The 18,727-nt window shown below is 56.2% G+C and carries 18 protein-coding genes; 17 read left to right on the top strand and 1 reads right to left on the bottom strand.

Annotated features, from left to right (window positions below; translation table 11 throughout):
• Window positions 1–9 precede the first annotated feature (9 nt).
• The 16 genes from GCU45_RS07055 to GCU45_RS06980 all read left to right on the top strand — a co-directional run bounded on the left by GCU45_RS07055 (window position 10) and on the right by GCU45_RS06980 (window position 16,151).
• Window positions 10–420 carry a hypothetical protein gene (locus GCU45_RS07055; RefSeq protein ID WP_084203869.1) on the top strand — a complete coding sequence of 137 codons (411 nt, stop codon included), beginning with the start codon at window positions 10–12 and terminating at the stop codon, window positions 418–420.
• Window positions 421–502: 82 nt separating this feature from the next.
• Complete coding sequence (lepA, locus tag GCU45_RS07050) at window positions 503–2,320, top strand: translation elongation factor 4 (protein ID WP_116229478.1); 1,818 nt, start codon at window positions 503–505, stop codon at window positions 2,318–2,320.
• A 102-nt stretch (window positions 2,321–2,422) separates the two neighbouring features.
• Window positions 2,423–3,619: a radical SAM family heme chaperone HemW gene (hemW, locus tag GCU45_RS07045; RefSeq protein WP_116231574.1), complete on the top strand. Its 1,197-nt coding sequence runs from the start codon at window positions 2,423–2,425 to the stop codon at window positions 3,617–3,619.
• Between the two features lie 72 nt (window positions 3,620–3,691).
• Complete coding sequence (locus tag GCU45_RS07040; protein ID WP_089548229.1) at window positions 3,692–4,159, top strand: N-acetyltransferase; 468 nt, start codon at window positions 3,692–3,694, stop codon at window positions 4,157–4,159.
• A gap of 106 nt (window positions 4,160–4,265) precedes the next feature.
• A complete protein-coding gene (gene hrcA / locus GCU45_RS07035) occupies window positions 4,266–5,300 on the top strand; it encodes a heat-inducible transcriptional repressor HrcA (protein ID WP_076169775.1) in 1,035 nt (344 codons plus the stop codon).
• Window positions 5,301–5,314: 14 nt separating this feature from the next.
• Entirely contained in the window at window positions 5,315–6,868 is a 1,554-nt protein-coding gene (locus GCU45_RS07030; protein WP_152398463.1) for a TCP-1/cpn60 chaperonin family protein, read from the top strand.
• Between the two features lie 66 nt (window positions 6,869–6,934).
• On the top strand, window positions 6,935–7,558 hold the full coding sequence (gene grpE / locus GCU45_RS07025) for a nucleotide exchange factor GrpE (RefSeq protein WP_152398462.1): 624 nt from the start codon (window positions 6,935–6,937) through the stop codon (window positions 7,556–7,558).
• A gap of 66 nt (window positions 7,559–7,624) precedes the next feature.
• The gene (gene dnaK / locus GCU45_RS07020) at window positions 7,625–9,478 is read left to right on the top strand and encodes a molecular chaperone DnaK (protein WP_076169778.1); all 1,854 of its coding nucleotides are present in this window, start codon (window positions 7,625–7,627) and stop codon (window positions 9,476–9,478) included.
• Between the two features lie 112 nt (window positions 9,479–9,590).
• On the top strand, window positions 9,591–10,709 hold the full coding sequence (gene dnaJ, locus GCU45_RS07015; RefSeq protein ID WP_105444488.1) for a molecular chaperone DnaJ: 1,119 nt from the start codon (window positions 9,591–9,593) through the stop codon (window positions 10,707–10,709).
• 232 nt (window positions 10,710–10,941) lie between these two features.
• Window positions 10,942–11,310 carry a hypothetical protein gene (locus tag GCU45_RS07010; RefSeq protein WP_152398461.1) on the top strand — a complete coding sequence of 123 codons (369 nt, stop codon included), beginning with the start codon at window positions 10,942–10,944 and terminating at the stop codon, window positions 11,308–11,310.
• A 67-nt stretch (window positions 11,311–11,377) separates the two neighbouring features.
• Window positions 11,378–11,575 carry a YfhD family protein gene (locus GCU45_RS07005; RefSeq protein WP_076169781.1) on the top strand — a complete coding sequence of 66 codons (198 nt, stop codon included), beginning with the start codon at window positions 11,378–11,380 and terminating at the stop codon, window positions 11,573–11,575.
• A gap of 136 nt (window positions 11,576–11,711) precedes the next feature.
• Window positions 11,712–12,686, top strand: a complete 975-nt coding sequence (gene prmA, locus GCU45_RS07000; RefSeq protein ID WP_152398460.1) for a 50S ribosomal protein L11 methyltransferase — start codon at window positions 11,712–11,714, stop codon at window positions 12,684–12,686.
• Window positions 12,686–13,375, top strand: a complete 690-nt coding sequence (locus GCU45_RS06995) for a site-2 protease family protein (protein ID WP_145131653.1) — start codon at window positions 12,686–12,688, stop codon at window positions 13,373–13,375. The genes prmA and GCU45_RS06995 overlap by 1 nt, the downstream gene beginning before the upstream one ends.
• A 117-nt stretch (window positions 13,376–13,492) precedes the next feature.
• Complete coding sequence (locus GCU45_RS06990) at window positions 13,493–14,257, top strand: 16S rRNA (uracil(1498)-N(3))-methyltransferase (protein WP_152398459.1); 765 nt, start codon at window positions 13,493–13,495, stop codon at window positions 14,255–14,257.
• Window positions 14,258–14,259: 2 nt separating this feature from the next.
• Complete coding sequence (gene mtaB, locus GCU45_RS06985; protein WP_145023540.1) at window positions 14,260–15,600, top strand: tRNA (N(6)-L-threonylcarbamoyladenosine(37)-C(2))-methylthiotransferase MtaB; 1,341 nt, start codon at window positions 14,260–14,262, stop codon at window positions 15,598–15,600.
• A gap of 122 nt (window positions 15,601–15,722) precedes the next feature.
• Window positions 15,723–16,151, top strand: a complete 429-nt coding sequence (locus GCU45_RS06980) for an NUDIX hydrolase (RefSeq protein WP_152402864.1) — start codon at window positions 15,723–15,725, stop codon at window positions 16,149–16,151.
• A 64-nt stretch (window positions 16,152–16,215) separates the two neighbouring features.
• Here the strand turns inward: GCU45_RS06980 and GCU45_RS06975 are convergent, their stop codons facing one another.
• A complete protein-coding gene (locus GCU45_RS06975) occupies window positions 16,216–17,187 on the bottom strand; it encodes a Na/Pi cotransporter family protein (protein ID WP_145131658.1) in 972 nt (323 codons plus the stop codon).
• A 149-nt stretch (window positions 17,188–17,336) separates the two neighbouring features.
• Between GCU45_RS06975 and GCU45_RS06970 the strand changes: the two genes are divergently transcribed.
• The gene (locus GCU45_RS06970; protein WP_152398458.1) at window positions 17,337–18,707 is read left to right on the top strand and encodes a class I SAM-dependent rRNA methyltransferase; all 1,371 of its coding nucleotides are present in this window, start codon (window positions 17,337–17,339) and stop codon (window positions 18,705–18,707) included.
• The last annotated feature ends 20 nt before the right edge of the window (window positions 18,708–18,727 follow it).

Below are 18,727 nucleotides of genomic sequence, written 5' to 3'. Positions count from 1 at the left end.
GGTATGATCATGTCAAAATGGGCTAAAAAAGTGTGCGTGCTTGGAATTTGGGCAGGCATCGGCGTCCTGGTCGGCATGCAGTTGGCCAGTCCGGATGCTCCGGCGCCCGCGCCGCAGGCGCAGACGGCGGCTGCCGCGGTGCAAGCCGGGCCGCAGCAGGGAGCTTCTACGCAGCAGCGGCAACAGCCTTCCCAGCCGCGCCAAAGCTCGAACCGGTTCAAGGCGGCGGACGAGCAGCCGCAGCAGGAACAGGTCGAGGTCCAGGACTGGCATGAGAAGACTCCCGAGCAGCTGCTGGTGGACCAGGGCGGCACGCCGACGGTCGACGTGCTGGCGGATAAGACGGCAGGCCTGCTGCAGGAGCTGTCCCAAAAGGGAATCCGTCTCGTCGTCTCCCTCTTCAGCAACGTGACGGAATAATACGGGCAGGTGGGATTGCTGGCCTTTCCTCCAACTGTTATAATGAATTGATTACACATCAGGCTGTTTTTGGGGGTAAGGCATGACAGACGTACAAGCAAGGCAAAAGAACATTCGAAATTTCTCCATTATCGCCCATATAGACCATGGCAAGTCGACGCTTGCGGACCGTATTCTTGAATATACGGGCGCCCTCACCTCGCGCGAAATGCAGGATCAGGTGCTGGACCAGATGGATCTCGAACGCGAGCGCGGGATTACCATCAAGCTTCAGGCCGTTCACCTGACTTATCGTGCCGATGACGGTGAGGAATATTTGCTGAACCTGATCGATACTCCCGGACACGTCGACTTTACGTATGAAGTTTCCCGAAGCCTGGCCGCCTGCGAAGGCGCGCTGCTGGTGGTGGACGCCGCCCAGGGAATCGAAGCGCAGACGCTGGCCAACGTCTATTTGGCACTGGATAACAACCTGGAGATTCTTCCGGTCATTAACAAAATCGACCTGCCGAGCGCTGATCCGGACCGCGTGAAGCAGGAAATTGAAGACGTTATCGGTCTGGACGCAAGCGACGCCGTTCTCGCCTCGGCGAAGGCCGGCATCGGCATCAAGGAAATTTTGGAGCAGATCGTCCAGCAGGTACCGCCGCCAAACGGTGATCCGGATCAGCCGCTGAAGGCGCTCATTTTTGACTCGCATTATGATCCTTACAAAGGCGTTATCGTGTATGTGCGCGTCATTGACGGCAGCATCAAAGCGGGTTCGAAAATCAAGATGATGGCTACGGACAAGACGTTCGAGGTCATTGAAGTCGGCGCGTTTAAACCGCGGATGACGATCGTGGACGAGCTTAGGGTCGGCGATGTTGGCTTTATCGTAGCGGGCATTAAGCACGTGGGTGATACCCGGGTCGGCGATACGGTCACTGATGCCAAAAATCCGACACTCGAGGCGCTGCCCGGCTACCGTAAAATCAACCCGATGGTATACTGCGGTTTGTACCCGATCGAGACGTCCGATTACAACGACCTGCGCGAGGCGCTGGAGAAGCTGCAGCTGAACGACGCTTCGCTGAGCTTCGAGCCGGAGACGTCGAGCGCGCTCGGCTTCGGCTTCCGCTGCGGCTTCCTCGGGCTGCTTCATATGGAGATTATCCAGGAGCGGATCGAACGCGAATTCAACATCCCGCTCATTACGACGGCGCCGAGCGTTATTTACCGCATTACGCTGACGAACGGCGACACGATCGAAATCGACAACCCGTCCAACTATCCGGAAATCGGGAAAATCGAATACGTCGAGGAGCCGTACGTCAAGGCGGCGATCATCGTGCCGAACGATTACGTGGGCACCATCATGGAGCTGTGCCAGAGCAAACGCGGCGAATTCGTCAATATGGAATACCTGGATACGACCCGGGTTACAATCACGTACGAAATTCCGCTGTCCGAAATCGTGTACGACTTCTTCGATCAGCTGAAGTCCGGCACGAAGGGCTATGCTTCCTTTGATTACGAGCTGTCCGGCTACCGCCGCTCCAACCTCGTGAAGATGGACATCCTGCTGAACGGGGAGCAGGTCGACGCGCTTTCCTTCATCGTGCACCGCGACCGTGCATACCACCGCGGACGCGGCATCTGCGAGAAGCTGCGCGAGCTCATTCCGCGGCAAATGTTCGAGGTGCCGATCCAGGCTTCGGTCGGGACGAAGGTCGTCGCCCGCGAGACGGTCAAGGCGATGCGCAAGAACGTCCTCGCCAAGTGTTACGGCGGCGATATTTCGCGGAAGCGGAAGCTTCTCGAGAAGCAGAAGGAAGGCAAGAAGCGTATGAAGCAGGTCGGCAGCGTCGAAGTGCCGCAGGAAGCCTTTATGGCTGTCCTGAAAATCGACGACAACTAGTCGATTTTCACCAAGCAAGCTTATAGAGTACATTGGACCATTCCACGGGAGAGCCGCTGCGGCTTTCCCTTTCTAAATATAAGGAGGGAATTTGCGATGGCGATGTTGAATCCGCAAGGGACGCCAAGAGTTAAGTATCAGGGGAACCGTAAACCCCAAGCGGTTTATCTGCACATTCCCTTTTGCACGAATAAATGCTTTTACTGCGATTTCAATTCCTATGTGCTGAAGAACCAGCCGGTGATGGATTATTTGCAGGGGCTGGAGCGGGAAATGGAACGAACCGTCAAAGAGGTTCCTCCGGGTAAAATAACGAGCATTTTCGTCGGCGGGGGAACCCCGACCGTGCTGAAACCGGACGAAATGGAGTATTTCCTGAAGACGGTCAAGACGTATTTTCCGGACTGGTCGGAAGATATTGAATTTTCGATGGAGGCCAACCCGGGGACAACTGACCTCGAGAAGCTGGCTGTGATGAGAGCGGGCGGCGTTAACCGCGTAAGCTTCGGCGTACAGGCGTTTCAGAACGAGCTGCTGAGCGGCATCGGGCGTATCCATGATACGGATGATGTGTACCAGAGCCTGGAGAACGCGCGCAAAGCCGGCTTTGACAACATGTCGATCGACCTGATGTTCGGCCTGCCGAACCAGACGGTGGACATGCTGGCGGAGAGCGTGAGCAAGGCACTTGCGCTGAATCTGCCTCACTATTCGATCTACAGCCTGAAGGTTGAGGAGAACACCCTTTTTCATACGATGTACCAGAAGAATCAACTGCCGCTTCCCAATGAGGACGACGAGCTGAAGATGTATTTGCTGCTGATGGAGAAAATGAAGGAAGCGGGTTACGAGCAGTACGAAATCAGCAACTTTGCGAAGCCCGGATTCCACAGCCGCCACAACATGGCCTACTGGCTGAACGAAGATTATTACGGCCTCGGCGCGGGTGCCCACGGGTATGTCGGCGGCATGCGGCATATGAATATCAAAGGGGTTAATCCGTATACGGAAGCGACCAAAGAGGGACTGCCGAGAATGGAGAGCTTCGAGGTGCCCCGGGAAGAGGCGATGGAGGATTTCCTCATGGTCGGCCTGCGTGTCTTGAAGGGAGTGTCCCGGACGCATTTCGAAGAGCAGTTCGGCGTATCGATGGAAGACATGTTTGCCAAACCGCTGCATAAAATGCTGAATGCGGGGCTGCTCGAGGAGACGGGCGACGGGTACCGCCTCAGTGAACGGGGAATCCTGTTCGGCAACGACGTTTTCGGCGAATTTATAGGCTCGCTCACCGCAAAATAACCGCTTGAACTTCTATGCGTGTTGTTGTATATTTATTCATATCATTGACAGCACGTGTGAGGGGGAATGGCGATGCCGGCGGTAGTTATTTGCCGTAAAGCGGTGCCAGAAGACGTAGAACCGCTTTTCGAAATGATCGATGGTTATGCGCAGAAGGGGATCATGCTGCCGCGCTCTCGCAAAGTGCTTGAGAAGCAGCTGGACCAGTTTGTCGTGGCTGAGGCGGACGGGAAAGTGATCGGCTGTGGCTCGCTCTGCCAGTTGGGCGCAGACCTGGTGGAGATCCGCTCCCTGGGAATTGCGGAAGGGCACAAGGGAATGGGAATCGGCTCCAAACTGGTGAGCAAGCTCACGGAAGAGGCGAGAAGACAAGGCATTCCTAAAATTATGGCCCTGACGTACGAAGTATCGTTTTTTCTGAAAAACGGATTTTCGGTTGTGGAAAAAGAGATTTTTCCCGAGAAGGTTTGGACCGATTGCGTGAACTGCGCCAAGCAGCATGCATGCGATGAAATAGCTGTTCTTAAGATGCTGAACTGACTTGACAATGCTCATGTCAGTTTGGTATTTTTGTATTAACGGTTAGCACTCATCTCTTTAGAGTGCTAACGATGCTCGTAATAAAGGTCACCAAGGGGGGAATGGTATGCTTACCGAACGTCAAAGAATGATACTGAATGCCATTGTGGACGACTATATTCGCTCCGCTGAACCCGTAGGCTCCCGCAGCATTTCGAAACGAGGTGATGTCGGCTACAGTCCGGCGACGATCCGCAACGAAATGGCTGATCTGGAAGAGCTGGGCTTTTTGGAACAGCCCCATACTTCGGCCGGCCGCATTCCATCTCATAAAGGTTACCGGTATTATGTCGATCATCTGGATCCGGCCTATTCGGCGCCTCCGGGGGAAATCCGGCTGCTCCGCAAGTTTTTTGCCGAGAAGCTCAGCGCGATGGAGCAGGTGATCCAGCATGCAGCCATGATACTATCCCATATGACGAATTACACTTCCATCCTGCTTGGACCGGAAGTTTTTCATACTTCACTGCGGCATTTTCAGCTGCTACCGCTTAACGAGGAAACCGCCGTCGCGATTATCGTGACTAGCACGGGACAGGTGGAGAACAAGACGGTTCAGCTTCCGCCGGACGTACCGGTCTCCGAGATCGAGAAAGTCGTCAACCTGCTGAACAGCAAGCTGATGAATGTACCTATATATAAGCTGAAGACAAGATTATATACAGAACTCGGCCAGGAGATGGAGCGTCATATTTCCAACTATGAAGAAATCATGAAGGTGCTGGACAACATATTCCTGGACGGTGAGGCCGACCATCAGCGCCTGTATTTGAGCGGAACGACCAACATGCTGACCCAGCCGGAGTTCAAGGATGTCGATAAAGTGAAGACGATCCTGGACCTGCTCGAAGAGACGCCGACGCTTACGAAGATGATGGCGCCCCAGGATGGGGGCGGGATTCAGGTGCGGATCGGCACGGAGAACGACCATGAGGCGTTTGCCAACTGCAGCCTGATCACGGCGACTTACTCGCTTGAAGGGGAAGCGCTCGGCACCATTGGCATTTTGGGCCCGACCCGGATGGAATACGCAAGGGTAATGAGCATTTTGAACATATTGTCCAAGGATCTGACGGCCATGCTGTCACACTGGTATAAATAAGGGGGAGAGGACGGATGAGTCAAGGCCAGCAGCCGGTTCGCGAGGGTGAAGAACGCTACGCGGCCCTGCTTAACAACAGCAATGCGGTCCGTGCCATCACCTCTGCGGTGGAAGGGACGCTCGGCCCGAAGGGGCTGGACGTCATGCTGGTCGGCTCCCGCGGGGAAGTCATTATTACCAATGACGGCGTAACAATCCTCGACAAGATGGACGTAACGCATCCCGCCGCCAGATTGCTGATCCAGGTGGCCCGCAGCCAGCAGAAGCAGGTCGGCGATGGAACGACGACGGCAACGGTGCTTGCGGGAGCGCTGGTGCAGGAAGGCGTTGCGCAAATCGTCAGAGGTGTCCCTGCTTCCAAAGTGGTCACCGGCATGCAGCAGGGCATTCGCATGGCGGTGGAAGCGCTGCGGCGCCGGACCCGCGTTATTGAAGGGCTGGACGATCCGCTGCTTGCCAAGGCGGCTTATGTCGCCGGACGCGAGCGTGAGGATATCGTCCGCCTTGTCATGGAAGCCACTTCGAAGGTGGGGACCCGGAAGCTGAGGGAACCCGGCTATTTGCTAGCCGATGCGGTTACCGCCCACGAGAAAGGCGATAATGAAGTATATGAAGGCATTCTTTTGAAGCAGAAGCCGCTTCATTCGCATGATAGACCCGTGCTGAAGAACACGAAGATCCTCGTCCTGCACGACGCGCTCGAGCCGGAGACGCTGGATGAAGAGGTTCTGACGACGGAAGCCGGCTTTGCCCGGTACATGGAGCTGCGCGACCGCTTCAGCAGCGAGCTTCACGTGCTGGCCGACATCGGGGTGGGGCTTGTTCTGCTGGAACGGGGAATCCATCCCGATGCCGAGCAGTTCTGCATGGACCACGGCATCATGGTGGTGCCGCGCGTGAGCCGCAGCGACCTGCTGCGCGTCAGCGAGATGACAGGGGCGGTGCCCATGCGGCGTACCGCCTTACATAAGGAGCGCGATTCGCTTGCCAAGCTTCTGGGGAATTCCCCCTATGTGGCTTATGATGAAAGGCTGGAACGCGTGCGGGTCAGCAGCGGGGGGCAGGAGCGCGAGCCGTTTGTCACGCTGATCGTCGGGGCGAGCACCGCGGAAGTCGTCGGGGAGTCCGCCCGGATTGCCGCGGATGCGGCCTCGGCTGTACAAGCCGCCGTCTCCGGCGGAGTGCTTCCCGGCGGAGGTACGGCCGAGCTGGCCGTCTCCTACGAGCTGGAGCATCAGCGGGAGGCGGTGAAGGGCATGGAAGCCTTCGGCATTGCCGCCGTAGCGGCGGCGCTGCGCAAGCCCATGGCGCAAATTTTGCTGAACGCCGGCTACAACCCGCTGGAGAAGATGGAAGAGGCGCGTGCCGCTCAGCTTGCGGAAGACTCCGACTCCATGGGCATCGACTGCGATACCGGGCTCGTCATTCGCTATGAGGAGCGGGGGATCGTCGATCCGGCCCTGGTGAAGATTCATGGGCTGGAGGCCGCGGGTGAGGTGGCGGCTGCCGTGCTCCGCATTCATAATGTCATCAAAATGAGAGGCTATGGCGGTCAGGATGAAGATTGAGTTCTTCGGGACCGCATGAACCGATGAACAAAAGCATGATCAGTTTACCAAGGAGGTGAAGACATCTTGAACGAAAACCAACCATTTCAAGACAGTGAAAACGAATTGAACCAACAAACAAATGAAGAAGTGAATGAACATACAGCCGAGGCGGAGGTAAGCCAAGCTGGCGAGACAGCTTCGGAGGATGCTTCTGAAGGGACGGCTGCGGAGAATGAAGCATTGGACCCTGCTGCTCTGAAGAGCGAAGTGGAGCGTCTGCAGGGGCTGGCTGACGATTATCAGCAGCGTGCCATCCGTACGCAGGCCGACTTCGACAATTTCCGCAAACGGACCCAGAAGGAAAAAGAGGACCTGGCCAAGTATGCATCCACTAAACTCGTGACCGAGCTGCTGCCTGTCGTGGATAATTTCGAACGGGCTCTCGCCGCTGCCGGCGAAGGCAGCGAAATGGAGTCCTTTACGAAAGGTGTAAGCATGATTTTCCGCCAATTGGAAGGCGTGCTTCAAGCGGAAGGGCTGCAGGCTATGGTTACCGTCGGCGAGCCGTTTAATCCGGAATATCATCAAGCCATCATGCAGGTGGAAAGCGATGAATACGAGGAAGGCATCGTCGTTGAGGAAGTGCAAAAAGGCTATATGCTGAAAGACAAAGTGCTTCGTCCAGCCATGGTTAAAGTCAGCATGTAAATCCCTGCTGTTTAACATATAAGTATTGATCCACCATTTCTTATATCCCAGAGGAGGAAACCATACATGAGTAAAGTTATTGGTATTGACCTTGGTACGACTAACTCCTGCGTAGCCGTCATGGAAGGCGGCGAGGCTGTCGTTATCCCGAATCCGGAAGGCGCGCGTACGACCCCTTCGGTTGTCGGCTTCAAGAAAGACGGCGAGCGCATCGTCGGCGAAACGGCAAAGCGCCAGTCCATTACGAACCCTGACCGTACCATCATTTCGATCAAACGCCACATGGGTACAAACCATAAGGAAACGATTGACGGCAAAGAGTTTACGCCTCAAGAAATTTCCGCAATGATTCTGCAAAAGCTGAAATCCGATGCCGAGGCTTATTTGGGCCAACCGGTAACCCAAGCGGTTATTACGGTTCCGGCATACTTTAATGACAGCCAGCGCCAAGCGACCAAGGACGCCGGTAAAATCGCCGGTCTGGAAGTGCTGCGGATCGTCAACGAGCCGACAGCTGCGGCTCTCGCTTACGGTCTGGAAAAAGCGGAAGATCAAACGATCCTCGTATACGACCTTGGCGGCGGTACGTTTGACGTTTCGATCCTGGAGCTGGGCGACGGCTTCTTCGAAGTTAAAGCGACGAGCGGGGACAACCACCTCGGCGGCGACGACTTCGACCAAGTGATCATCGATTACCTCGTAAGCGAATTTAAGAAGGACCAAGGCATCGACCTGAGCAAGGACAAAGCGGCAGTTCAACGTCTGAAAGACGCTGCGGAAAAAGCGAAAAAGGAATTGTCCGGCGTTCTGACGACGACGATCTCCCTGCCGTTTATTACGGTGGCGGACGGCGTACCTCAGCACTTGGAGGTTAACCTGACCCGTGCCAAATTCGAAGAGCTGTCTGCCGACCTGGTGGAACGTACTCTTGGACCAACCCGTCAAGCGCTCAGCGATGCGGGCATGAGCTCCAGCGACATCGACAAGATCGTCCTTGTCGGCGGTTCCACGCGGATTCCGGCCGTACAGGAAGCGATCAAGCGTCTGACCGGCAAAGAGCCTCATAAAGGCGTTAACCCGGACGAAGTGGTTGCCCTCGGTGCCGCGGTGCAAGCCGGCGTGCTGACAGGCGACGTCAAAGACGTCGTGCTTCTCGACGTAACTCCGCTTTCCCTCGGTATCGAAACCGCAGGCGGCGTATTTACGAAAATGATCGAGCGCAACACGACGATCCCAACCAGCAAATCGCAAATTTTCTCGACGTATGCGGATAACCAGCCAAGCGTTGAAATCCACGTACTGCAGGGCGAACGCCAAATGGCGGCGGGCAACAAAACGCTCGGACGCTTTATCCTGGGCGACATTCCGCCAGCACCTCGCGGCGTACCGCAAATCGAAGTTACATTCGACATCGACGCCAACGGTATCGTGAACGTATCGGCTACCGATAAAGGAACGAACAAAACGCAGAAGATTACGATTACTTCTTCGAGCGGTCTCAGCGACGACGAAGTGGAACGCATGATGAAGGACGCCGAGGCACATGCCGAGGAAGACCGTCAGCGTAAAGAACTGATCGAAGCGAAGAACAACGCCGACCAGCTCGTATACTCCACAGAAAAGACAATTAAGGACCTTGGCGACAAAGTCGACGCTTCCGAAGTCGAAAAGGCCAATGCGGCGAAGGACAAAGTCAAAGCGGCTATCGACTCCGACGACCTGGAGCAGATCAAATCCGCTACCGAAGAGCTGACCGAAATCGTGCAGCAGCTGTCCGTTAAGCTGTATGAGCAGGCTGCTCAGGCGCAGCAGGCTCAAGGCGGCGAAGGCAATGCCGACGGCGCAGCAGGCTCCGCGAAGAAGGACAATGTCGTTGACGCGGACTACGAGGTTGTTGACGAGGACAAAAATCAAGGTTAACCTATAGAAAGTTATGTTCAGGAATAGGGAAGTCAAAGCCGGGGCATCCCGCTGCTTTGGCTTTCCTTTTGTCCATGAACCGGAGCATGACTGAAATATTGGGGGTGGAAGAGTGGCTGAAAAACGTGACTATTATGAAGTCCTGGGCGTCGGTAAGGACGCTTCGGATGATGATATCAAAAAAGCTTACCGGAAGCTGGCCAGGCAGTATCACCCAGACGTGAACAAGGCGGATGACGCCGAGGCCAAGTTCAAAGAGGTCAAGGAAGCCTATGATGTGCTCAGCGACGGGCAGAAGCGTGCGACCTACGACCAGTACGGCCATATCGATCCGAACCAGGGCATGGGCGGAGGATTCTCCGGTGCGGATTTCGGCGGCATCGGCGATATCTTCGACATGTTCTTCGGGGGCGGAGGACGCCGTGACCCGAACGCGCCGCAGCGGGGGAACGACCTGCAGTATACGATGACGATCGAGTTCAAGGAGGCGGTATTCGGCAAGGAATCGGATATTACCATTCCTAGAACCGAAAACTGTGACACTTGCCACGGCTCGGGAGCCAAACCGGGAACGAAGCCGCAAACCTGTTCCGTCTGCCACGGCAGCGGGCAGCAGGAAGTCGTCCAGAACACGCCGTTCGGACGGATGGTCAACCGTCGTACCTGCTCCAACTGTAACGGTACGGGTCAAATCATCAAGGACAAATGTACGACCTGCCACGGCAGCGGCAAAGTGAAAAAGCAGCGCAAAATTCACGTGCGCATTCCTGCGGGCGTGGACGACGGCGCACAGCTGCGCATGACCGGCGAAGGGGAAGGCGGTCTGCGGGGCGGCCCGTCGGGCGACTTGTACATCGTCATCCGCGTGAAGCCTCACGACTTCTTTGAGCGGGAAGGCGACGATATTTACTGTGAGGTTCCGCTCACGTTTGCCCAGGCGGCGCTCGGCGACGAGATCGAGATCCCGACGCTGACCGAGAAGGTCAAGCTGAAAATTCCGGCCGGTACGCAAACGGGTACGTTCTTCCGGCTCAAAGGAAAAGGCGTTCCGCGTTTACGCGGCATCGGACAGGGCGACCAGCACGTGAAGGTCGTCGTCGTTACGCCTAGCAAGCTCAGTGACGAGCAGAAGGACCTGCTGCGCCAGTTTGCCTCCATGGACGGCGAGCAGACGCATGAGCAGGAGCAGTCTTTTTTTGACCGCATGAAAAAAGCGTTCCGCGGGGAGTAACCGCGCAATTGCAGTATATAGGTAAGACATCTTCCGATAACCTTCAGGAAGATGGATCGTATTTAGAAAGTCCGGCCGTGGCGGCCGGGCTTTTTTTGCATGCAAACCCATAGACGTATCCAGTTCCCGGCCAGGTTGTTTCCTGCGCATAAAAGGGACCGTGCTTGCACAGCCTAAAACCGCACGTGAGCAGCCGTAAACGCTTAATCCATATAAAAAGCAGGTGAAGCAAGTGTCTGAAAAGAGCATTCTGGCCTATTTTAAAAGTCCGGAAGAAGCTGAGGGCGTAGCCAAAAAGCTGCGCGCCCTGCGGGTGGTGGACCTGTCCATCGACCGCTTCAGCCGGTTTCCTGGGGCTTCGATGTACAGCTCCGGCCCATTTACGGGTGGTATGTCCAGCCTGACGTCTGTGACCTATGGCACAACATACAGCGATAAGGATGTCTCCATCCTGGCCGCAGCCGATCCATCCGCAAGCGGGATGAGCGACGGCGGACAGGGAGGGCCGACCGGCCGTGATATCATTCTGAGCGTTGTGGTCGAGGAAGAATCGTTCGAGAAGGCAAGGAGAATCGTCGAGGAAGCCGGCGGCTTCGTCTAGGCGCGATAGTGGGATCGTAATATTTTCTAAAGGTGAATAGTTCGTTCAAGGAAAGGATGGGAGCTTGATGGCTAGCCGCGATAAAAAAGGCAAAATCATGACCAAGACGGAAAAAATCAAGGAACTGATGTCGATGAAAAACGAGGACGTCGAGTTCTCAGGCGTACTGGCCGATGCGGACGATGTGGAAGCGCTCCGCCGCAGCGAGGAGGCTGACGAGCGTCAGCTCCGCAAAATGGATACCGGCTGGACGGATGAAGATTAAGAATGCATAAAACCGTGGGGAAGCGCGATGCGGACCTGCGGTTTTTTTGTTAGCGGGGGCCCTAAATTTTGTACTCGGCCGCCGATGTATAGTACAATGGTACTTATGCATAGGTCGAGGAGGAATTTAACGAATTATGTTATGGCATGAATTTACAATACATACCACGGAAGAAGCCGTGGAAATGATTTCAAATTTTTTGCATGAGGCCGGCGCCGGCGGTGTATCCATCGAAGAGTCGGGAACCCTGAACAAGAAACGGGATACGTCGTTCGGGCAATGGTACGAGATGCCTCTCAACGATATTCCGGAGGGACAGGCGGAAATCAAAGGGTATTTTTCCGAGGAGTCCCCTGTGGAGCAGATCATTGCCGAGGTTAAGGAACGGATCGGGCAGCTGCATGAGTACGGAATTGACACGGGAGAACTGCGCTACGAGCTCAAGACAGTGGATGAGGACGATTGGGCTACCGCATGGAAAGCTTACTTTAAACCGTTGAAGGTATCGGAGCGGCTGACGATCAAGCCGACCTGGGAGGACTACACGCCGGCGAGCGAGGCGGAGAAAATCATCGAGCTCGATCCCGGAATGGCGTTCGGCACAGGAACCCATCCGACGACGGCGCTTTGCCTGCGCACGCTGGAGAAGGTCATCCAGGGTGGGGAGGAAGTCATCGACGTCGGAACGGGCTCCGGCATTTTGGCAATTGGCGCCGTCCTGCTCGGCGCGAAGCATGTGCTTGCGCTGGACCTGGATCCGGTGGCGGTGTCTAGCGCCAAGGAAAACAGCCAATTGAACGGCATGCTGGATCATCAGATTACGGTCAAGGAAAGCGATCTGCTGTCCCTGTTAAGCGCTGATCAGCGCGAAGATCTTGGCGTTACCCTGCCGGTCCAGGTGATCGTCGCCAATATTTTGGCCGAAATCATTCTGCTCTTTATCGACGACGTGTACCGTGCGCTCGAGCCGGGAGGCGTCTACATTGCCTCAGGCATCTACAAAAATAAGGAAGACGTCGTTCAGCAGGCGCTGAAGGACTCCGGGTTTGAGATCGAGGACGTTTGCCGTGACGAAGACTGGGTAGCCTTTGTCGCGAGAAAGAGGTCGTGATGGATTTTCTGAACAATATTCTCAGGTTTCCGCTGGAGGAGCTTCCGTTTGTCCTGATCGTGCTGGTGATCGCCTTTACGGTGCATGAATTTTCGCATGCGTATTTTGCCTATAAATTTGGAGATCCTACAGCCAAACTGCTGGGCAGGGTGACGCTGAATCCGGCGGTTCACTTCGATTTTCTCGGCGTCCTGCTGCTGGTGATCGCAGGGTTTGGCTGGGCCAGACCAGTCCCGGTCAACCGCGACAACTTCAAAAATCCCCGCCTCATGGGCGTGGTCGTGTCGGCGGCGGGGCCGCTGAGCAACTTCGTTCTGGGTATCATCGGGGCGTTTGTTTACGCCCTCCTGATCGCCACGGGGGTGCTGGACGGGATTACGAACGAAAGGCTGCTGTTCGCGATCACGACGTTTTTGCGCTATTTCTGCTTCATGAACTTTTTCCTGTTCTTATTCAACCTTATCCCGCTTCCGCCGCTGGACGGATACCGCATCGTCGAAGATATCGTTCCGCCGCGGGTACGGATTAAGCTGCAGCAGTTTGAGCAGTGGTCCATCTTTATTTTCCTGCTGATTCTGTTCATTCCGGTGCTGCAGATGTATACGATCAGTCCGCTATATATGTGGGCTAACAGCATCAACTACCAGTTCGTGTTCTCCTTCCTGAAATTGTTCGGCGTGTCGATATAATCGGAGCGGGAACGCGAACGTTCGAGGCCGTATTCGCTTGTTGAATAGGGTCTGGTCATGCGAACCTAAAAGTTGTATGATGAAGTTTGTGATTTTGGAAATAGGATGTTGATAAAGGTGCAGAGATATTTTGTATCACAGGAGCAGTTTAAAGGCGATACCGTCGAGATTACCGGTGAGGATGCACGGCATATCGCCAAGGTTATGCGCGGCAAAGAAGGGGACACCTTTATCGTCAGCGACGGCCGCGAGCGGGAAGCGCTGGTGGAAATCCGGTCGATCGACCAGGGGGTTGTCACCACCGCTGTCGTCGAGATGCTGGCGATGACCCAGGAGCCGCGGGTTAAAGTCACTATTGCGCAGAGCCTCCCTAAAGGAGACAAGATGGAGACGGTGATCCAGAAATGCACCGAGATCGGTGCGGCGGCATTTGTTCCTTTTTTGTCGGAGCGAACCATCGTGCAGTACGATGCCAAGAAGGAAGAGAAGCGCATCGTCCGCTGGAGCAAAATCGCCAAAGAGGCGGCTGAACAGAGCCACCGCAACCGGGTGCCCGAGGTCGGTTATCCGATCCATTGGAAAAACCTGCTGGCTTCGTTTTCGGCGTATGATGCGGTATATTTCTGCTATGAGAAAGAACACGGTCTTCAGCTGCGGGATGCAGTGAAGCCTTGGATAGAGAAGACCGGCGCTGCCGCAGGCCTGCAGGTGCTTCTGATCGTGGGGCCGGAAGGTGGCTTCAGCGAAGAGGAGTGCCGGGCGGCGGAGGAAGCCGGCGCGGTCAGCATCGGCCTGGGACGGAGAATCCTGCGCTGTGAGACGGCGGGTATGGTTGCCCTGGCCTGCATACTTTATGAATCCGGAGAAATGGGGGGAGCTTGAACATGCCATCCGTTGCATTTTATACGTTGGGCTGTAAAGTGAATTTTTACGATACAGAGGCCATTTGGCAGCTGTTTAAAAATGAAGGCTACGAGCAGGTGGATTTCGAACAAAACGCAGACGTTTATTTAATTAATACCTGCACCGTAACCAATACAGGCGATAAGAAGAGCCGGCAGATCATCCGCCGCGCCGTGCGCCAAAATCCGGAAGCGATCGTCGCCGTGACGGGCTGCTATGCGCAGACCTCGCCGGCCGAAATTTTGGACATTCCCGGGGTTGACCTCGTCATCGGGAACCAGGATCGGGATAAAATCATTCCGTACGTGAATCAAATCCGCCAGTCCCGCGAGCCGATCAATGCGGTCCGCAACATTATGAAGACGCGCGTATTTGAAGAAATGGACGTTCCTGATTTTGCCGACAGAACCCGGGCGTTTCTGAAAATCCAGGACGGCTGCAACAACTTCTGCACGTTTTGCATCATCCCATGGTCGCGCGGGCTTTCACGCAGCCGTGATCCGAAGAGCATCGTGAACCAGGCGCACCAGCTGGTGGAAGCGGGATACAAGGAAATCGTCCTGACCGGCATCCATACCGGCGGCTACGGCGACGATCTGGACAGCTACCGCCTGTCGGACCTGCTGTGGGATCTCGACAAGGTGGACGGGCTGGAACGCGTACGCATCAGCTCCATCGAGGCTAGCCAAATCGACGAGCGGATGCTCGACGTGCTGAACCGTTCCTCGAAAATGTGCCGCCACCTGCACATTCCGCTGCAAGCGGGGGATGACACTGTGCTCAAGCGGATGCGCCGCAAGTATACGACAGAAGAGTTTTACAACAAAATGCAGCTGATCCGCCAGGCGATGCCGGATGTCGGCATTACGACGGACGTTATCGTCGGGTTCCCGGGCGAAACGGACGAAATGTTCCGGAACGGTTATGAACTGATGAAGGCGATCGGGTTCTCGGAAATGCACGTCTTCCCGTATTCCCAGCGGAACGGCACGCCGGCCGCGCGGATGACCGACCAGGTGAGCGAGGAAGTGAAGCATGCGCGGGTGCGCGAATTGATCGCGCTGTCCGAGCAGATGCAGTTGGCGTATGCCCAAAAATTCGTCGGCCAGGTGCTGGACGTCATTCCGGAAGGCACTTCGAAAGGAACCCATGGTCCAGGCAAAATGCACGGCTTCAGCGATAACTATCTGCAGCTGATCTTTGACGGTCCGGAAGACCTGCAAGGCAAGCTGTGCCGCGTTAAGCTGACCAAAGCCGGCGTTCACGAGTGCGAAGGCCAGCTGGTGCGTGTGCTGGACGAAAGACCGGGACAAGCGGTTTAATTTGTATATAGCAAGGTCCCTGTGCATTGCGGGATCTTGGGCGAATGGCAAGGATTTCATTTCCGGCAGCACCGGAGGTGAAATCCTTGTTTGTACTATGGCATGAGGAGGAGGAGCGGGTGATGAGGAAGGAAATATCGGCAGGAGGCGTCGTGTTCCGCCGCATCGGCGGCCGGCTGGAGATTCAGCTGATTCTGGACCGCTACGGCAAAATTTCGATGGCCAAAGGCAAAATGGAGCCGGGCGAAACCGTTGAGCAGACCGCGCTGCGCGAAATCGAGGAAGAGACGGGCATTATCGGCAGCATCATTTCCCCCGTGGACATCATTAAGTATACGTACAACCATCCGATTCATGGCCAGGTTCAAAAAGAAGTTCATTATTACCTGGTGGAGGCGGTCGGCGGATCGCATCGGCCTCAGGTGGAGGAGATCAGCGGTGTGGCCTGGTATGAGCCGCTGGAGGCATGGCTCCGGCAGGATCAGAACGGGTATGATAATAATGACCGGATCGTGCGGAGAGGGCTGTCCCTGCTCGGCATCGAGGTTTAAGACTTATCATAGGTCGGCCTGAGGGACTGTCCTCCTACCAAGCGCTTAAGGGTGAACTATACACTCAGGCGTGTGCGGCTTTTTTCCAGATCGGCAGGTAGCATAGAGGTAGAGCGGCCAGGGAGCTGATCACATTAAACAGCGTCTGCGCGTGGGCGATTTGTGCGCCTTCACTGCCGGTGATGGCCGCCACGGCCCAGTGCAGCTGCGGAATCAAGGGCATGAAGACGAGGGCTCCGCCGACGTTCAGAACCACATGGGTCCAGGCGACGAACCGGCCAGAGGCGGAGCTGCCGATGGAGGCGAGAACCGCGGTCACGCAGGTGCCGACGTTCGCGCCGAGCACGATGGCGATGCCGACGTCGACCGGCAGCGTTCCCGAGGAGGCCAGAGCGATCGCCAGGCCGATGACGGCGGCGCTGCTGTGCATCAGGGCGGTCAGTACCGCGCCGGCGGCAATGCCCCACCATACGCTGTCGGCTGCGCGGTCCAGGAACCAGCCGAACAGACCGGACTGCTCCAGGGCCGGACCGATCTTCTGCATGACGCGGATGCCCAGCATGACCAGGGCAAAGCCGGCGATGGCCAGCGACAGAAACTGGACGGGCATCATCAGGTGCTGAATGCGGCGGATTCCCGGCGGTGAGCTCTCGCTGAAAATGACGGCGGCCGCCCACACGATCAGGGAGACGGTCAAGAGCGGCAGGGCGATCCGTCCGATCTGCAGGCCGATCAGCTCGGTGGTCAGGCAGGTGCCGATGTTGCTGCCGAGTATAATGCCGAGGGTGCGTTCGTACGTCAGCAGCCCGGCATTGACCAGGCCCATCGTTATGACGGTGACGGCAGTGCTGCTCTGCAGGACGGCCGTGATGCCTGTGCTGAAGAGGAGCCCCTTCAGCGGCGAAGCGGTAGCCTTTTGCAGGAAGGCGGACAGGAGGGGCCCTGCCCATTTGCCGAGGGCAGCCTCCATCACCTTCATGCCGGCCATAAAAATAACAAACCCGTACACGACGGGAAACACGACAGTTTGAAACACGTGGTAAGTCCTCCTTGGGGTTGTTTATGGAGTCAACCATAGTTACGTATATGTCCAACCCTGGACAACCATGACTCCAAGAGGGGCTTCAGCCGGGGACTTGCCGGAATCCATATATCCATTTTTGAAACGTTGAAGGAGTGAATCGATTGGCATCGGTCGTATTGGAGCGCAGCCGGAAGAAGCGGCTGGAACAGGGGCATCCCTGGATTTACAACAATGAAATTGCCTCGGTGGAGGGCAGCCCGGAGCCGGGCGACCTCGTGAATGTGGTCAATCATCAAGGGCGGTACCTGGCCACGGGCTATTACAATCCGGCCTCGCAAATTACAGTCCGGGTCATCTCGTACCATCCCGTCGAGACGATGGACCGTGCCTTCTTTGCCGAACGCTTCCGCGGCTGCCTTGAGCACCGGGAGCGTTTCCTGAAAGGCGATAATGCTTACCGCCTCGTGTATGGGGAAGCGGATTTTCTTCCCGGGCTGATCGTGGACCGCTTCGGCGATGTGCTGGTCGTGCAGCTGCTGACGCTGGGCATGGACGTGCATCGTACGGACATCGTCGACGCGCTGGTCGAGGTGCTGAGCCCGCAGGGAATCTATGAACGCAGCGACGTTCCCGTGCGCGAGCTGGAAGGGCTTGAGCAGACCAAGGGACCGCTGTACGGGGAATGCCCGCGCCACGTGACCGTGACGGAGAACGGTCTATTCGTAAAGGTCGACATTGAAGAAGGCCAGAAAACGGGCTATTTCTTCGACCAGCGGGAAAACCGGGCTTCGATCGCTCCGCTGATGACCGGCTGGGGAGGCCGCAGCGGGATTATGCTGCAGGAAGTAGAACAGGACGGAGAGCACGTCAGCCTTCCGGTGAACAAAAGCGGTAAAGTCGTCACCTTTCCTTATTGGGACGGGGCCACGGTGCTGGAATGCTTTTCGCATACAGGCAGCTTCACACTGAACGCCTGCAAGTACGGAGCCAAGAAGGTCACCTGCCTCGATATTTCCCAGCACGCGATTGAGAGCGCCAGGGAAAACGTCGTGCTGAACGGCTTTGAGGACCGTGTGGAATTTGTTGTGGCCGACGCGTTCCAATATTTGCGTGATCAGGTCAAAGGTGTGGAGGAACGGCGGCAGCGGGCCGCAGGGAACGAGGAGAAGGTCGATACCTCGAAGAAAATGACCGCAGGGGGCGGCCGGACGTGGGACGTCGTTATTTTGGACCCGCCGGCTTTTGCCAAGACGAAAAGCGCCGTGAAGGGCGCCTGCCGCGGCTATAAGGATATCAACCTGCACGGCATGAAGCTGGTGAACGAGGGAGGATACCTCGTCACGGCCAGCTGCTCGTACCATATGCGCCCGGACCTGTTCCTGGCCACGATCCAGGAAGCGGCAGCCGATGCCGGCAAAATTTTGCGCCTGATCGAATGGCGTGCGGCCGGCAAGGACCACCCGCAAATTCTCGGCGTCGATGAAGGCCATTACCTCAAGTTTGCTGTATTTGAAGTTCGCAGCAGGGCTTAACTTTGATCTTGAAAAACCAA

It is taken from the genome of Paenibacillus cellulositrophicus (assembly GCF_009363095.1).
In the GTDB taxonomy this organism is placed as follows: Bacteria; Bacillota; Bacilli; order Paenibacillales; family Paenibacillaceae; genus Paenibacillus_AQ; species Paenibacillus_AQ favisporus.
Note: the sequence above shows the minus strand (reverse complement) of the source record. Positions and strands in the feature narration are given on the sequence as shown.

Excerpts from the sequence above, each read along its gene's own strand:
- prmA (WP_152398460.1), top strand. The coding sequence starts at position 11,712 with ATGTTATGGCATGAATTTACAATACATACCACGGAAGAAGCCGTGGAA.
- hrcA (WP_076169775.1), top strand. The coding sequence starts at position 4,266 with ATGCTTACCGAACGTCAAAGAATGATACTGAATGCCATTGTGGACGAC.
- GCU45_RS07005 (WP_076169781.1), top strand. The coding sequence starts at position 11,378 with ATGGCTAGCCGCGATAAAAAAGGCAAAATCATGACCAAGACGGAAAAA.
- mtaB (WP_145023540.1), top strand. The coding sequence starts at position 14,260 with ATGCCATCCGTTGCATTTTATACGTTGGGCTGTAAAGTGAATTTTTAC.
- lepA (WP_116229478.1), top strand. The coding sequence starts at position 503 with ATGACAGACGTACAAGCAAGGCAAAAGAACATTCGAAATTTCTCCATT.
- dnaK (WP_076169778.1), top strand. The coding sequence starts at position 7,625 with ATGAGTAAAGTTATTGGTATTGACCTTGGTACGACTAACTCCTGCGTA.
- GCU45_RS06995 (WP_145131653.1), top strand. The coding sequence starts at position 12,686 with ATGGATTTTCTGAACAATATTCTCAGGTTTCCGCTGGAGGAGCTTCCG.
- GCU45_RS07040 (WP_089548229.1), top strand. The coding sequence starts at position 3,692 with ATGCCGGCGGTAGTTATTTGCCGTAAAGCGGTGCCAGAAGACGTAGAA.
- hemW (WP_116231574.1), top strand. The coding sequence starts at position 2,423 with ATGTTGAATCCGCAAGGGACGCCAAGAGTTAAGTATCAGGGGAACCGT.
- GCU45_RS07030 (WP_152398463.1), top strand. The coding sequence starts at position 5,315 with ATGAGTCAAGGCCAGCAGCCGGTTCGCGAGGGTGAAGAACGCTACGCG.
- GCU45_RS07055 (WP_084203869.1), top strand. The coding sequence starts at position 10 with ATGTCAAAATGGGCTAAAAAAGTGTGCGTGCTTGGAATTTGGGCAGGC.
- GCU45_RS06980 (WP_152402864.1), top strand. The coding sequence starts at position 15,723 with ATGAGGAAGGAAATATCGGCAGGAGGCGTCGTGTTCCGCCGCATCGGC.